Annotated in this window: 13 protein-coding genes; 8 read left to right on the top strand and 5 right to left on the bottom strand. The window is 58.8% G+C overall.

What is annotated here, in order from left to right; genetic code table 11:
- Positions 1-24: 24 nt before the first annotated feature.
- Positions 25-306 carry a cold shock domain-containing protein gene (locus KFS80_RS09890; protein ID WP_053121605.1) on the bottom strand — a complete coding sequence of 94 codons (282 nt, stop codon included), beginning with the start codon at positions 304-306 and terminating at the stop codon, positions 25-27.
- 224 nt (positions 307-530) lie between these two features.
- Here KFS80_RS09890 and clpS point away from each other — a divergent pair, with 224 nt between their 5' ends.
- Positions 531-914, top strand: coding sequence for an ATP-dependent Clp protease adapter ClpS (gene clpS, locus KFS80_RS09885; protein WP_053121602.1), 384 nt, complete (start codon positions 531-533; stop codon positions 912-914).
- A gap of 30 nt (positions 915-944) precedes the next feature.
- A complete protein-coding gene (gene clpA / locus KFS80_RS09880) occupies positions 945-3,215 on the top strand; it encodes an ATP-dependent Clp protease ATP-binding subunit ClpA (RefSeq protein WP_053121600.1) in 2,271 nt (756 codons plus the stop codon).
- Between the two features lie 951 nt (positions 3,216-4,166).
- Here clpA and infA read toward each other — a convergent pair.
- The 4 genes from infA to KFS80_RS09860 all read right to left on the bottom strand — a co-directional run bounded on the left by infA (position 4,167) and on the right by KFS80_RS09860 (position 6,195).
- The gene (infA, locus tag KFS80_RS09875; protein ID WP_002553999.1) at positions 4,167-4,385 is read right to left on the bottom strand and encodes a translation initiation factor IF-1; all 219 of its coding nucleotides are present in this window, start codon (positions 4,383-4,385) and stop codon (positions 4,167-4,169) included.
- Between the two features lie 112 nt (positions 4,386-4,497).
- Entirely contained in the window at positions 4,498-5,205 is a 708-nt protein-coding gene (locus KFS80_RS09870) for an arginyltransferase (protein ID WP_053121598.1), read from the bottom strand.
- A gap of 57 nt (positions 5,206-5,262) precedes the next feature.
- Positions 5,263-5,943, bottom strand: a complete 681-nt coding sequence (gene aat / locus KFS80_RS09865; RefSeq protein WP_053121596.1) for a leucyl/phenylalanyl-tRNA--protein transferase — start codon at positions 5,941-5,943, stop codon at positions 5,263-5,265.
- Positions 5,944-6,006: 63 nt separating this feature from the next.
- Positions 6,007-6,195, bottom strand: coding sequence for a hypothetical protein (locus tag KFS80_RS09860; protein ID WP_212544740.1), 189 nt, complete (start codon positions 6,193-6,195; stop codon positions 6,007-6,009).
- 297 nt (positions 6,196-6,492) lie between these two features.
- Here KFS80_RS09860 and KFS80_RS09855 point away from each other — a divergent pair, with 297 nt between their 5' ends.
- From KFS80_RS09855 to cysG, 6 genes are all read left to right on the top strand, one after another.
- The gene (locus KFS80_RS09855) at positions 6,493-8,895 is read left to right on the top strand and encodes a DNA translocase FtsK (protein ID WP_212544692.1); all 2,403 of its coding nucleotides are present in this window, start codon (positions 6,493-6,495) and stop codon (positions 8,893-8,895) included.
- A 67-nt stretch (positions 8,896-8,962) separates the two neighbouring features.
- The gene (gene lolA / locus KFS80_RS09850) at positions 8,963-9,583 is read left to right on the top strand and encodes an outer membrane lipoprotein periplasmic chaperone LolA (RefSeq protein WP_053121592.1); all 621 of its coding nucleotides are present in this window, start codon (positions 8,963-8,965) and stop codon (positions 9,581-9,583) included.
- Between the two features lie 150 nt (positions 9,584-9,733).
- Positions 9,734-11,056 carry a replication-associated recombination protein A gene (locus tag KFS80_RS09845; RefSeq protein ID WP_053121590.1) on the top strand — a complete coding sequence of 441 codons (1,323 nt, stop codon included), beginning with the start codon at positions 9,734-9,736 and terminating at the stop codon, positions 11,054-11,056.
- Entirely contained in the window at positions 11,056-11,430 is a 375-nt protein-coding gene (gene crcB, locus KFS80_RS09840) for a fluoride efflux transporter CrcB (protein ID WP_053121588.1), read from the top strand. Before KFS80_RS09845 ends, crcB begins: the two co-directional genes overlap by 1 nt.
- 15 nt (positions 11,431-11,445) lie before the next feature.
- Positions 11,446-12,726: a serine--tRNA ligase gene (gene serS, locus KFS80_RS09835; protein WP_053121586.1), complete on the top strand. Its 1,281-nt coding sequence runs from the start codon at positions 11,446-11,448 to the stop codon at positions 12,724-12,726.
- On the top strand, positions 12,727-14,121 hold the full coding sequence (gene cysG, locus KFS80_RS09830) for a siroheme synthase CysG (protein ID WP_212544691.1): 1,395 nt from the start codon (positions 12,727-12,729) through the stop codon (positions 14,119-14,121).
- Positions 14,122-14,197: the final 76 nt, after the last annotated feature.

Below are 14,197 nucleotides of genomic sequence, written 5' to 3'. Positions count from 1 at the left end.
TTTTATGGCTGAATGTTTGCGGCGTCAGCTGGTCGCTGTTTGTTCTTCGGCGGCGACCGTGCTCGACACCGGCGAGACTTCGGCCGAAGTAATCTTCACCGCATGCAGGCCTTTGGGGCCTTGCACAATATCGAATCTCACCGCTTGACCTGCTTTAAGGGTTTTGTACCCGTCCATTTCAATGGCCGAATAATGGGCAAAGAAGTCGATGTCTTTGCCATCCTCATCGCGGCCCTCATGGGTGTCGGTGTTGATGAAACCGAATCCCTTGGCATTGTTGAACCATTTCACCTTGCCGACTGCCATGCTCAAATCCCTCTGCAACAGATTCCATCGCTGGAGTATCATCCAATTCATCCGCAATCTAATCCGTTAAAAGGATTGACTCCGCGGATCTTTTTTACCCACTGTGGGCTCTATTGGTTGTAACACCGTTTTCCCGATAGTCAAGGTGACCGGGCAGTCGGAGTTGAAAACGTGTACAACCGCCCCCACCACTGTATTTGCACAACTGACGAACCTTTCTTTCCATGCATGCAATCAGCCAGATTCGACTAACATTCAATCAGGATCGCCCGACTTTCCAAAAGGATCACCCGGAGGAACACGACGACGGTTCGGCGGGCGTTGCTGTTCAGGAAGCAAAGCCTGCATTACAGGCGCCGCCGATGTACAAGGTGGTTTTGTTCAACGATGACTACACACCGATGGATTTCGTCGTCGAAGTGCTCGAGGTGTTTTTTAACCTGAATCGCGAGCTGGCGACCAAGGTCATGCTGGCCGTTCATACAGAAGGACGGGCAGTATGTGGAGTGTTTACCCGCGACATCGCCGAGACAAAGGCCATGCAGGTCAACCAGTACGCCAGGGAAAGCCAGCATCCGCTACTCTGTGAAATCGAGAAGGACGGTTAATCGCCGACCACTTGGGTATGAGGTGAAGCTATGTTAAACCGCGAGCTCGAAGTCACCCTCAATTTAGCCTTCAAGGAGGCTCGTTCGAAGCGTCATGAATTCATGACCGTCGAACATCTCCTGCTGGCCCTATTGGATAATGAGGCTGCCGCCACCGTTTTGCGTGCCTGCGGCGCAAACCTCGACAAACTCAAGCATGACCTGCAGGAGTTCATCGACTCCACCACGCCATTGATCCCCGTTCATGACGAAGATCGCGAAACCCAGCCAACCCTGGGCTTCCAGCGTGTACTGCAGCGTGCTGTTTTTCACGTACAGAGCTCGGGCAAACGCGAAGTAACTGGCGCTAACGTGCTGGTTGCCATCTTCAGTGAGCAAGAGAGTCAGGCGGTGTTCCTGCTGAAACAGCAGAGCGTTGCGCGCATCGATGTCGTCAACTACATCGCCCATGGCATTTCCAAAGTGCCGGGGCATGGCGATCACTCTGAAGGTGAACAAGATATGCAGGACGACGAGGGCGGTGAGTCTTCTTCTTCAGGCAATCCTCTGGATGCTTATGCCAGCAACCTCAACGAACTCGCGCGCCAGGGTCGCATCGATCCACTGGTCGGTCGTGAGTCGGAAGTCGAGCGTGTCGCGCAGATTCTCGCGCGTCGGCGCAAAAACAATCCGCTGCTGGTCGGCGAAGCAGGCGTGGGTAAAACCGCGATTGCCGAAGGCCTGGCCAAGCGTATTGTCGACAACCAGGTGCCGGATCTGTTGGCGGGTAGCGTCGTTTATTCGCTTGATCTTGGTGCTCTGCTCGCGGGCACCAAGTATCGCGGTGATTTCGAGAAGCGCTTCAAAGCGCTGCTCAATGAACTGAAAAAACGTCCGCAAGCCATTCTGTTTATCGACGAGATCCACACCATTATTGGTGCGGGCGCTGCGTCGGGCGGGGTTATGGACGCTTCGAATCTGCTCAAGCCGCTGCTGTCGTCTGGCGACATTCGCTGCATCGGTTCGACCACGTTCCAGGAATTCCGCGGCATCTTCGAGAAGGATCGTGCCTTGGCGCGTCGCTTCCAGAAGGTTGATGTCGTCGAGCCGTCGGTGGAAGACACCATCGGTATCCTGCGCGGCCTGAAAGGGCGTTTCGAGCAGCACCACAACATCGAATACAGCGACGAAGCGCTGCGTGCCGCTGCTGAACTGGCGTCGCGCTATATCAATGATCGGCACATGCCGGACAAAGCCATTGACGTCATTGACGAGGCGGGCGCCTACCAGCGCCTGCAACCGGTCGAGAAGCGCGCCAAACGCATCGAAGTGCCGCACGTCGAAGACATCGTGGCGAAGATCGCGCGGATCCCGCCAAAGCATGTCACCAGCTCCGATAAGGAACTGCTGCGTAACCTGGAGCGTGACCTGAAGCTGACGGTGTTTGGTCAGGACGCGGCGATCGATTCGCTGTCGACTGCGATCAAACTGTCCCGTGCCGGCCTCAAGTCGCCTGACAAGCCAGTCGGTTCGTTCCTGTTCGCCGGCCCGACCGGTGTCGGTAAAACCGAGGCCGCGCGGCAATTGGCCAAGGCGTTGGGCATTGAACTGGTTCGTTTCGACATGTCCGAGTACATGGAGCGCCACACCGTATCGCGTCTGATCGGTGCGCCTCCAGGCTATGTCGGTTTCGATCAGGGCGGTCTGTTGACCGAAGCGATCACCAAGCAGCCGCACTGCGTATTGCTGCTCGATGAGATCGAGAAGGCGCATCCGGAAGTCTTCAACCTGCTGCTGCAGGTGATGGATCACGGTACGCTGACCGATAACAACGGGCGCAAGGCGGACTTCCGCAACGTGATTGTGATCATGACCACTAACGCCGGTGCTGAAACGGCGGCGCGGGCTTCGATCGGTTTCACCCATCAGGATCACTCGTCTGATGCGATGGAAGTGATCAAGAAGAGCTTCACGCCGGAGTTCCGTAACCGTCTGGACACCATTATCCAGTTTGGTCGCCTCAGTCATGAGGTTATCAAAAGTGTGGTGGACAAGTTCCTTACCGAGCTTCAGGCGCAACTGGAAGACAAGCGTGTGTTGCTGGAAGTGACTGACGCGGCGCGTAGCTGGATTGCGGCGGGTGGTTATGATGCGGCGATGGGTGCGCGTCCGATGGCTCGTCTGATTCAGGACAAGATCAAGCGTCCGCTGGCGGAGGAGATCTTGTTTGGTGAGTTGGCTGAGCATGGTGGGGTTGTTCATATCGATATCAAGGATGGTGAGTTGACCTTTGATTTCGAGACCACTGCTGAGATGGCTTGATCGTTGTTGTTACGCTGAGGGCGCCTTTGGGCGCCCTTTTTGTTGTCTGGTGTTTTTGGGTGAATATCCGTTGTTGTGGTGATGGCTGGTTAGGGTTCCGCCCTTACGGCGGGTCACTTTTGGCAAACGCCCCAAAAGTAACCAAAAGGTCTGTGCCCTGACGTTCGGCCCTCGCTAATGCTCGGGTTCCTTCGCTCCGGGATCGATCCGGGGGGCAGCGCCTACGGTTTGCTTCGCTGCACCTCCTCTCGCTGTGTTTGGCTGCGCCAAACGGTCGCTGCGCTCCCACCCCGGATCAATCCCTACACTCAGCCTGCCGACGGGCTCCGAGATCAAGATCAAGAGCAGGCGAGCTGACACTCGGCCTATTGAGTGGTGAAGAGCGGGGGGCGCACGGCTTTTTGATTTGCGTTGGATTCGCCCCTCACCCCAGCCCTCTCCCGAGGGAGAGGGAGCCGATGGTGGGCTTTTCAAAATATGCATTCGACTCGGTATCCCAAGCCGGCGTACCTCTCCCAAACACCCCGATCAGTCCCCTCTCCCTCCGGGAGAGGGCTAGGGTGAGGGGCTCTTGATCTTGATCTGGCTTTTGACGTGGCTTTTGATCTCAAGCCCCTTCGGCAGGCCGAGCGTAGGTGCCCATCAGGGGTAGGCGCGTAGCGCCATGCGGCGCAGCCGCATACATCGAGAGGAGGTGCAGCGAAGCAAACCGTAGGCGATGCCCCCTGATGGGCACCGGAGCGAGGGAACGCTGAGCCTAAGCGAAGTGCCGTACGCCGGGGCCAAGCCTTTTGGGTTACCTTTTCGGCGTCTGGAAAAGGTGACTCGCTAAAAGAGCGAAACCGCCGGCGGCATCACCCGCAGCAACGGATATGCCCCCAAAACCCAAAACCCCAAAAAACGCACAAACAAAAACGCCCGGCATAAACCGGGCGTCTTGTATTGACCTGATTAACGAGCGCGGTAAGTAATGCGCCCTTTGCTCAAGTCATAGGGCGTCAGCTCGACGCGCACTTTGTCACCGGTAAGAATACGAATGTAGTTCTTGCGCATCTTGCCGGAAATATGCGCGGTTACGACGTGCCCATTTTCCAACTCCACACGAAACATGGTGTTGGGCAGGGTGTCGACGACAGTGCCTTCCATTTCGAAGCTGTCTTCTTTCGACATGCAGTAAAGCCCTCGGTATCCAATGAATGGCCCGGTGCAACTGCGCCAGGCAAAAGCGGCGTGCATTGTGCCCGAAAAATGGGGTTTACGCCAAGGGGTTTAGGGCTTTGGTTTAGTTGAGGATGACCCAACGCTGATTAATCAGCAGTTCGATGGGGCGATATTGGGTTTTGTAGTTCATCTTTTTGCAGTTCTTGATCCAGTAACCGAGGTAAACCGCCTCCAGCCCCAAGCGCTGGCTCTCGCTGATCTGCCAGAGGATGCCGAAGCGGCCGAGGCTGCGGCGTTCTTCTGCCGGTTCGTAAAAGGTGTAAACCGCCGACAAGCCATTAGGCAGCAAATCGGTCACCGCCACGGCGAGCAACCGTCCGTCGAGGCGAAACTCATAAAAACGCGAGAAGGGCAGATCACGCACCAGAAACGTCGAAAATTGATCACGGCTCGGTGGGTACATGTCGCCGTCAGCGTGGCGTTGTTCGATGTAGCGCTGGTACAGATCGAAATATTCTTCGCTGAATTGCGGTTTGACCGGGCGCACCTGCAAATCGGCGTTGCGCTTGAAAATGCGTTTCTGCTGACGATTGGGGGTGAACTGTGCGACGGGGATGCGCGCAGGCACGCACGCATTGCAGTTCTGGCAATGCGGACGGTACAGATGATCGCCGCTGCGACGAAAGCCCATTTCCGACAGGTCTGCGTAGACATGCACATCCATGGGCTGGCTCGGGTCGAGAAACAGGGTGGTAGCCTGCTCCTCAGGCAGATAACTGCAAGAGTGAGGTTGAGTGGCATAGAACTTCAGACGCGCCAACTCGGTCATGATCAACCCTCGGGATAAGCTGGTGAATTAAGTGTAAGCCACGCGCGCAAAAGTCGCTCAGCAAACCCAAGTGGCGCGACTGGGTTGATCCAGATGTCGGGCCAGATAGTCAGCAAATTCCTGACGGGGAATCGAGCGGGCGCCAAGGCTGTGCAGATGATCGGTCGGCATCTGGCAGTCAATCAGCACGAAACCCGAATCTTGCAGATGGCGCACCAGCGTGGCGAAACCGTACTTGGAGGCGTTGTCGGCGCGGCTGAACATCGACTCGCCAAAGAACAGTTGACCCATCGCCAACCCATACAGGCCGCCGACCAGTTCGCCCTGATCCCAAACCTCCACCGAATGGGCGAAGCCGCGTCGATGCAATTCAACGTAGGCGTCCTGCATCGCTTCGGTGATCCATGTGCCATCGGCGTAATCGCGGGGTGCGGCGCAGGCGCGGATGACGGCGTCGAAGTCTTTATCGAAGGTGACTTGGTAGCGTTCCTTGCGCAGGAGTTTGCCGAGGCTGCGCGAGACGTGCAGTTCGTCGGGAAACATCACCGTGCGCGGATCCGGCGACCACCAGAGAATCGGCTGGCCTTCGGAAAACCATGGAAAGCAGCCGTGACGATACGCCTGAATCAAACGATCGGCGGACAGATCACCACCGGCGGCGAGCAGTCCGTTGGGTTCGCGCATGGCCTTTTCCAATGGCGGAAAAGTCAGGGAGTTGCGTTGTAACCAAGTCAGCATGGCATCCAGGCTTGCAGAAGGGGAGGGCGGGGCGGGCTGTTCGGCCCGCGATAAAGTGTGCCGTTAAATGACAGGAATGTCGTCCAGAGACTGCTCGCTCATGCAGCCGAATGGACGCGGCTGCAACTTGGCGTCGAGGCTGTGGTCGTAATCGATCGCTATGGCAGCCCGTGTGGCGTGTTGATCCAAGCGTTCCATTAGCGCCGGGCCGGAGTTGAGGATGATCAGGCGTGAATGCTTCGCTGCGCTCATCAAATACACCTCATAAGCCTTTGTCACAAAAGGTAATGCATGCTCAAATTGGCCCACGGGTTTTGTGTGCTTGACTATGCTTTACCCTGGGGTTTGAAGCATGGCATCGCACGTACAAACCCGTACAATGCCGGGCTGTTACAGAATATTCGCGTTGTGCCGTGTTTTTAAAAGCCACGGCGCAGTGTTAAAAGTAGTCTCAGTTGCGCTCGTTCACTTTGTTACCTGCCTGGATTGGGCAGTTTTTTATCGTCATTCAATAGATGGACGCGCCATTGGCGCAGGAAAAGTAGCGTTTTGAAGAAATCCACCGCAGCACCCAAAACAGTCGTTCCGCTCTGGCGCCAACAGTTGCACTACCGGCTCAAGGAAGGTGCATTGATCGCCATCGGCGCTTTGTGCCTGTTCCTGATGATGGCCTTGCTCACCTACGGCAAGGACGATCCGGGCTGGAGCCACAACAGCAAGATCGACGACGTACAGAATTTCGGCGGCCCGGCGGGCTCCTACAGCGCTGACATCCTGTTTATGGTGCTGGGTTACTTCGCCTACATCTTCCCGTTGCTGCTGGCGATCAAGGCTTATCAGATCTTCCGTCAACGCCACGAACCGTGGCAGTGGAGCGGCTGGCTGTTCTCCTGGCGCCTGATCGGTCTGGTGTTTCTGGTGCTGTCCGGCGCTGCGCTGGCGCATCTGCATTTCCATGCCGCGTCGGGTCTGCCGGCCGGTGCCGGTGGTGCGTTGGGCGAAAGCCTCGGCAATCTGGCGAAGAACGCGCTGAACATTCAGGGCAGCACGTTGTTGTTCATCGCGCTGTTCCTGTTTGGTCTGACGGTGTTCACCGACCTGTCGTGGTTCAAGGTGATGGACATCACCGGCAAGATCACCCTCGACCTGTTTGAACTGTTCCAGGGCGCGCTCAATCGCTGGTGGTCGGCGCGTACTGAGCGCAAGCAACTGGTCGCGCAACTGCGTGAGGTCGATGATCGCGTGCACGACGTGGTCGCGCCGACGGTGACCGACAAGCGCGAGCAGGCCAAAGTCAAAGAACGCCTGATCGAACGTGAGCAAGCGCTGAGCAAGCACATGTCCGACCGCGAGAAACAGGTTCCGCCAGTCATCGCTCCGGCGCCGGCCAAAGCGCCTGAGCCAAGCAAGCGTGTGCAGAAAGAGAAACAGGTGCCGTTGTTCGTCGACAGCGCCGTGGAAGGCACCTTGCCGCCGATCTCGATCCTCGATCCGGCGGAAAAGAAACAACTTAATTACTCGCCGGAATCCCTGGCAGCGGTCGGCCACTTGCTGGAGATCAAGCTCAAGGAATTCGGTGTTGAAGTGACCGTCGACTCGATCCACCCGGGTCCGGTGATTACCCGTTACGAAATTCAGCCTGCCGCCGGCGTCAAAGTCAGCCGCATCGCCAACCTCGCCAAAGACCTTGCGCGTTCGCTGGCCGTGACCAGTGTGCGGGTGGTTGAGGTGATTCCGGGCAAGACCACGGTCGGTATCGAGATTCCCAACGAAGACCGGCAGATCGTGCGTTTCTCCGAAGTGCTGTCGACGCCTGAGTACGACAACTTCAAATCGCCGGTCACTCTGGCGCTGGGCCATGACATCGGCGGTAAGCCGGTCATCACTGACCTGGCGAAAATGCCGCACTTGCTGGTGGCCGGTACGACCGGTTCCGGTAAGTCGGTGGGCGTGAACGCGATGATCCTGTCGATCCTGTTCAAGTCCGGCCCGGAAGACGCCAAGCTGATCATGATCGACCCGAAGATGTTGGAACTGTCGATCTACGAAGGCATTCCGCACCTGCTGTGCCCGGTCGTGACCGACATGAAGGACGCTGCCAACGCCCTGCGCTGGAGCGTTGCCGAGATGGAACGCCGCTATAAGCTCATGGCGAAGATGGGCGTGCGTAACCTGTCCGGCTTCAACGCCAAGGTCAAGGAAGCGCAGGACGCCGGCGAGCCGTTGAGCGATCCGCTGTACAAGCGCGAAAGCATCCACGACGAAGCACCGCTGTTGCAGAAGCTGCCGACCATCGTCGTGGTCGTCGACGAATTCGCCGACATGATGATGATCGTCGGCAAGAAGGTTGAAGAACTGATCGCTCGTATTGCGCAGAAGGCGCGTGCGGCCGGTATTCACTTGATCCTCGCGACTCAGCGGCCGTCGGTGGACGTGATCACCGGTTTGATCAAAGCGAACATTCCGACGCGCATGGCGTTCCAGGTGTCGAGCAAGATCGACTCCCGGACGATCATCGATCAGGGCGGCGCCGAACAATTGCTCGGCCACGGTGACATGCTTTACATGCCGCCGGGCACCAGCCTGCCGATCCGGGTTCACGGCGCGTTCGTCTCCGACGAAGAAGTTCACCGTGTGGTGGAAGCGTGGAAACTGCGCGGCGCTCCTGAATACAACGACGACATCCTCAACGGTGTCGAAGAGGCGGGCAGCGGCTTTGAAGGCAGCAGCGGTGGCGGCGATGATCCGGAAGCTGACGCGCTGTATGACGAAGCGGTGCAATTCGTCCTCGAAAGCCGTCGCGCCTCGATTTCCGCTGTGCAGCGCAAGCTGAAGATCGGCTACAACCGCGCCGCCCGGATGATCGAAGCCATGGAAATGGCCGGGGTCGTCACCTCAATGAACACCAACGGTTCGCGTGAAGTCCTGGCCCCGGGCCCGGTTCGCGACTGAAGCCAGAAGCAAGAGGCGGGACAATGATGTTCCGCCGCTCTCCCAACGAGTATTCAAGAGGACTCCCATGCGTCTTATCCGCATGCTGTTGCCAGTACTGGCGTTGACCACCCTCACGGCTCACGCCGATGACAAGGACGTGGCGCGTCTGACCCAATTGCTGGAAACATCGAAAACCCTGACCGCCAACTTCTCGCAGCTGACCCTCGACGGCGGCGGCACCCAGTTGCAGGAAACCACCGGCAACATGACCCTGCAGCGCCCGGGCCTGTTCTACTGGCACACCAACGCGCCGGCCGAGCAGACCATGGTTTCCGACGGCAAGAAAGTCACCCTGTGGGATCCGGATCTGGAACAGGCGACCATCAAGAAACTCGACGAGCGTCTGACCCAGACCCCGGCGCTGTTGCTGTCCGGTGACGTGTCGAAGATCAGCCAGAGCTTCGACATCACCGCGAAAGAAGCGGGCGGCGTGATCGACTTCACGCTGAAGCCGAAAACCAAAGACACCCTGTTCGACAACCTGCGCCTGTCGTTCCGCAACGGTTTGCTCAACGACATGCAACTGATCGACAGCGTCGGCCAACGCACCAACATCCTGTTCACCGGGGTGAAGGCCAACGAGCCGGTACCGGCCTCCAAGTTCAAGTTCGACATCCCCAAGGGTGCGGATGTGATCCAAGAGTAAAATGCAAAATCCTGTGGGAGCGGGCTTGCTCGCGAATGCGATTTAACATTCAACAAAATAGTTGTCTGACATACCGCTTTCGCGAGCAAGCCCGCTCCCACAATGGCCATCTGATCGACCGGATTCAAATAGAGGTTTCAACGCTACGTGATGGATCTGTTTCGCAGTGCACCGATTGCCCAGCCACTGGCCGCGCGTTTGCGGGCGACCAATCTGGATGAGTACGTCGGTCAGGAGCACGTGCTCGCTCGCGGCAAGCCTCTGCGTGAGGCGCTGGAGCAGGGAGCCCTGCATTCGATGATTTTCTGGGGGCCGCCGGGCGTGGGTAAAACTACGTTGGCGCGGTTGCTCGCGGAAGTCTCGGACGCGCACTTCGAAACGGTTTCGGCGGTACTCGCCGGGGTCAAAGAGATTCGTCAGGCGGTTGAAATCGCCAAGCAGCAGGCTGGCCAATACGGCAAGCGCACAATTCTGTTCGTCGATGAAGTCCACCGTTTCAACAAGTCGCAGCAGGACGCATTCCTGCCGTACGTTGAAGACGGCACGCTGATCTTCATCGGCGCCACCACCGAAAACCCTTCGTTCGAACTCAATAACGCCTTGTTGTCGCGGGCCCGCGTCTACGTGCTGAAAAGCCTCGACGAAGCGGCGCTGCGCAAACTGGTGCACCGCGCGCTCACCGAAGAGCGCGGGCTGGGCAAGCGCAATCTGACCCTCAGCGACGAAGGTTTCCAGATGCTGCTGTCCGCCGCCGATGGCGATGGCCGGCGTTTGCTTAATCTGCTGGAAAACGCCTCCGACCTGGCCGACGACAACAGCGAGATGGGCATTGATCTGCTGCAGAGTCTGCTCGGCGATACGCGTCGGCGCTTCGACAAGGGCGGCGAAGCGTTCTACGACCAGATCTCGGCGCTGCACAAATCGGTACGCGGTTCCAACCCCGACGGCGCGCTGTACTGGTTCGCGCGGATGATCGACGGTGGTTGCGATCCGCTGTACCTGGCCCGGCGCGTGGTGCGCATGGCCAGCGAAGACATCGGCAATGCCGACCCGCGCGCGCTGAGCCTGTGCCTCGCTGCGTGGGAAGTGCAGGAGCGCCTCGGCAGTCCGGAGGGCGAATTGGCCGTGGCGCAAGCCATCACCTATCTGGCCTGCGCGCCGAAAAGCAACGCGGTGTACATGGGTTTCAAAACTGCCCTGCGCGCCGCCGCCGAACACGGTTCGCTGGAAGTGCCGCTGCATCTGCGCAACGCGCCGACCAAACTGATGAAACAGTTGGGCTACGGCGACGAATACCGTTACGCCCACGATGAACCGGACGCTTATGCCGCCGGCGAAGACTATTTCCCGGACGAACTCGACCCGATCCCGTTCTACCAACCGGTGCCGCGCGGCCTGGAGTTGAAGATCGGCGAGAAGCTCAACCACCTCGCCCAACTCGATCGTTTAAGCCCTCGGCAGCGGAGAAAATAGTGCTTCCATTGATCATCGCGGTTTCTGCCGGCGGCGTTGCTGGCACTTTGTTGCGCTTCGCCACCGGCAATTGGATCAACGCCAATTGGCCGCGGCACTTCTATACCGCGACGCTGGCCGTTAATATCGTGGGCTGCCTGCTGATTGGCGTGTTGTACGGCCTGTTTTTGATACGCCCGGAAGTGCCGATCGAGGTGCGTGCCGGGTTGATGGTCGGCTTCCTCGGGGGGCTGACGACTTTTTCATCCTTTTCACTGGATACGGTGCGCCTGCTGGAAAGCGGGCAAGTGCCGCTGGCCTTGGGCTATGCGGCACTCAGCGTATTCGGCGGGCTGCTCGCGACGTGGGCTGGCCTGTCTTTGACCAAACTTTGATAACGAGAAACCGACATGCTCGATTCCAAACTGTTACGTAGCAACCTTCAGGACGTAGCGGACCGCCTGGCTTCCCGTGGCTTTGCCCTGGATACCGCGCGCATCGAAGCGCTGGAAGAACAGCGCAAGACCGTCCAGACCCGCACCGAAGCACTGCAGGCTGAGCGTAACGCGCGTTCCAAATCCATCGGTCAGGCCAAGCAGCGCGGCGAAGACATCGCGCCGTTGATGGCGGACGTCGAGCGCATGGCGGGCGAATTGAGTGCCGGTAAAGTCGAGCTGGACGCGATCCAGACCGAACTGGACTCGATCGTTCTGGGCATTCCTAACCTGCCGCACGAATCCGTGCCGGTCGGCAAAGACGAAGACGACAACGTCGAAGTGCGCCGCTGGGGCACGCCGACCGCTTTCGATTTCGAAGTGAAAGACCACGTTGCCCTCGGCGAGAAGTTTGGCTGGCTGGACTTTGAAACCGCCGCCAAGCTGTCCGGCGCGCGTTTCGCCCTGCTGCGTGGCCCGATCGCCCGTCTGCACCGCGCACTCGCGCAGTTCATGATCAACCTGCACGTCAACGAGCACGGCTACGAAGAGGCTTACACGCCTTATCTGGTTCAGGCGCCGGCGCTGCAGGGGACCGGTCAACTGCCGAAGTTCGAAGAAGACCTGTTCAAGATCGCCCGCGAAGGCGAAGCCGATCTGTACCTGATCCCGACTGCCGAAGTGTCGTTGACCAACATCGTTGCCGGTGAAATCGTCGATTCGAAACTGTTGCCGATCAAGTTCGTTGCCCACACCCCGTGCTTCCGCAGTGAAGCCGGTGCATCGGGTCGCGACACTCGCGGCATGATCCGTCAGCACCAGTTCGACAAAGTTGAAATGGTGCAAATCGTTGAGCCGTCGACCTCGATGGAAGCGCTGGAAGGCCTGACCGCCAACGCTGAAAAAGTCCTGCAACTGCTCGGTCTGCCGTATCGCACCCTGGCGCTGTGCACCGGCGACATGGGCTTCAGCGCGGTCAAGACTTACGACCTCGAAGTGTGGATCCCGAGCCAGGACAAGTACCGCGAAATTTCGTCGTGCTCGAACTGCGGCGACTTCCAGGCTCGTCGGATGCAAGCGCGTTTCCGCAACCCGGAAACCGGCAAGCCTGAACTGGTACACACCTTGAACGGTTCCGGTCTGGCCGTAGGCCGTACCCTGGTTGCCGTGCTGGAAAACTACCAGCAGGCTGACGGTTCGATCCGTGTGCCGGACGTACTGAAGCCGTACATGGGTGGCCTTGAGGTCATCGGCTAAATGAAATATCTGCCGCTGTTTCACAACCTGCGCGGCAGTCGTGTGTTGGTCGTCGGTGGGGGGGAAATTGCCTTGCGCAAATCCCGCCTGCTGGCCGATGCCGGTGCGCTGCTGCGGGTGGTCGCACCTGAAATCGAATCGCAGCTGCGTGAGCTGGTCGCAGCTTCCGGCGGCGAATGCCTGTTGCGCGGTTACGTCGAGGCGGATCTGGACGGTTGCGGGCTGATCATCGCCGCCACCGACGATGAAACGCTGAACGCACAAGTCTCCACCGATGCTCACAAGCGTTGTGTGCCGGTCAACGTGGTCGACGCGCCTGCCTTGTGCAGCGTGATCTTCCCGGCGATCGTCGATCGCTCGCCGCTGATCATCGCCGTGTCCAGCGGTGGCGACGCGCCGGTGCTGGCGCGACTGATTCGCGCCAAGATCGAAACCTGGATTCCCTCGACTTACGGCCAATTGGCCGGGCTCGCCGCACGTTTCCGTAATCAGGTGAAAAGCCTGTTTCCGGATGTGCAGCAGCGTCGCGGATTCTGGGAGGATGTGTTCCAAGGGCCGATTGCCGACCGCCAACTGGCCGGGCAGGGCGCCGAGGCCGAGCGTCTGTTGCAAGCCAAGATTGATGGCGAAGCGACCGTGACCACCGGTGAAGTGTATTTGGTCGGCGCAGGGCCGGGTGATCCGGATCTGCTGACGTTCAAGGCTTTGCGTCTGATGCAGCAAGCCGACGTGGTGTTGTACGACCGGTTGGTTGCGCCAGCGATTCTTGAGTTGTGCCGTCGCGATGCCGAGCGCGTGTATGTCGGCAAGCGCCGTTCAGATCACGCCGTGCCGCAGGATCAGATCAACCAGCAACTGGTCGATCTGGCCAAGGCCGGTAAGCGTGTGGTGCGCTTGAAGGGCGGTGATCCGTTTATCTTCGGCCGTGGCGGCGAAGAGATCGAAGAACTGGCGGCCCACGGGATTCCATTTCAGGTGGTGCCTGGGATTACCGCAGCCAGTGGTTGCGCGGCGTATGCCGGGATTCCGCTGACCCATCGTGATTACGCGCAGTCAGTGCGCTTTGTCACCGGGCATTTGAAGGACGGCTCCACCGATCTGCCCTGGGCCGACCTCGTCGCCCCGGCGCAGACGTTGGTGTTCTACATGGGCCTGGTGGGCTTGCCGGTGATCTGCGAACAACTGATCAAGCACGGTCGCGCGGCGGATACCCCGGCGGCATTGATTCAGCAGGGCACCACGGTCAATCAGCGGGTCTTTACCGGCACGCTGGCGGATCTGCCACGCATGGTGTCGGAGCATGAAGTGCATGCGCCGACATTGGTGATCGTGGGGGAAGTGGTGCAACTGCGCGAGAAACTGGCGTGGTTTGAAGGGGCTCAGGCGCAGGTCTGAGTCAGATCAAAAGATCGCAGCCTTCGGCAGCTCCTACAGAGAACGCATTCTCATGTAGGAGCTGCCGAAGGCTGCG

The sequence above is a fragment of the Pseudomonas rustica genome (assembly GCF_018336155.1).
Lineage (GTDB): Bacteria > Pseudomonadota > Gammaproteobacteria > Pseudomonadales > Pseudomonadaceae > Aquipseudomonas > Aquipseudomonas rustica.
The sequence above is the reverse complement of the archived record's forward strand: the minus strand, read 5'-3'. Positions and strand labels throughout refer to the sequence as shown.

Coding starts and splice junctions, on each gene's coding strand:
- KFS80_RS09890 (WP_053121605.1), bottom strand. CDS start 306: ATGGCAGTCGGCAAGGTGAAATGGTTCAACAATGCCAAGGGATTCGGT.
- clpS (WP_053121602.1), top strand. CDS start 531: ATGCATGCAATCAGCCAGATTCGACTAACATTCAATCAGGATCGCCCG.
- clpA (WP_053121600.1), top strand. CDS start 945: ATGTTAAACCGCGAGCTCGAAGTCACCCTCAATTTAGCCTTCAAGGAG.
- infA (WP_002553999.1), bottom strand. CDS start 4,385: ATGTCGAAAGAAGACAGCTTCGAAATGGAAGGCACTGTCGTCGACACC.
- KFS80_RS09870 (WP_053121598.1), bottom strand. CDS start 5,205: ATGACCGAGTTGGCGCGTCTGAAGTTCTATGCCACTCAACCTCACTCT.
- aat (WP_053121596.1), bottom strand. CDS start 5,943: ATGCTGACTTGGTTACAACGCAACTCCCTGACTTTTCCGCCATTGGAA.
- KFS80_RS09860 (WP_212544740.1), bottom strand. CDS start 6,195: ATGAGCGCAGCGAAGCATTCACGCCTGATCATCCTCAACTCCGGCCCG.
- lolA (WP_053121592.1), top strand. CDS start 8,963: ATGCGTCTTATCCGCATGCTGTTGCCAGTACTGGCGTTGACCACCCTC.
- KFS80_RS09845 (WP_053121590.1), top strand. CDS start 9,734: ATGGATCTGTTTCGCAGTGCACCGATTGCCCAGCCACTGGCCGCGCGT.
- serS (WP_053121586.1), top strand. CDS start 11,446: ATGCTCGATTCCAAACTGTTACGTAGCAACCTTCAGGACGTAGCGGAC.
- cysG (WP_212544691.1), top strand. CDS start 12,727: ATGAAATATCTGCCGCTGTTTCACAACCTGCGCGGCAGTCGTGTGTTG.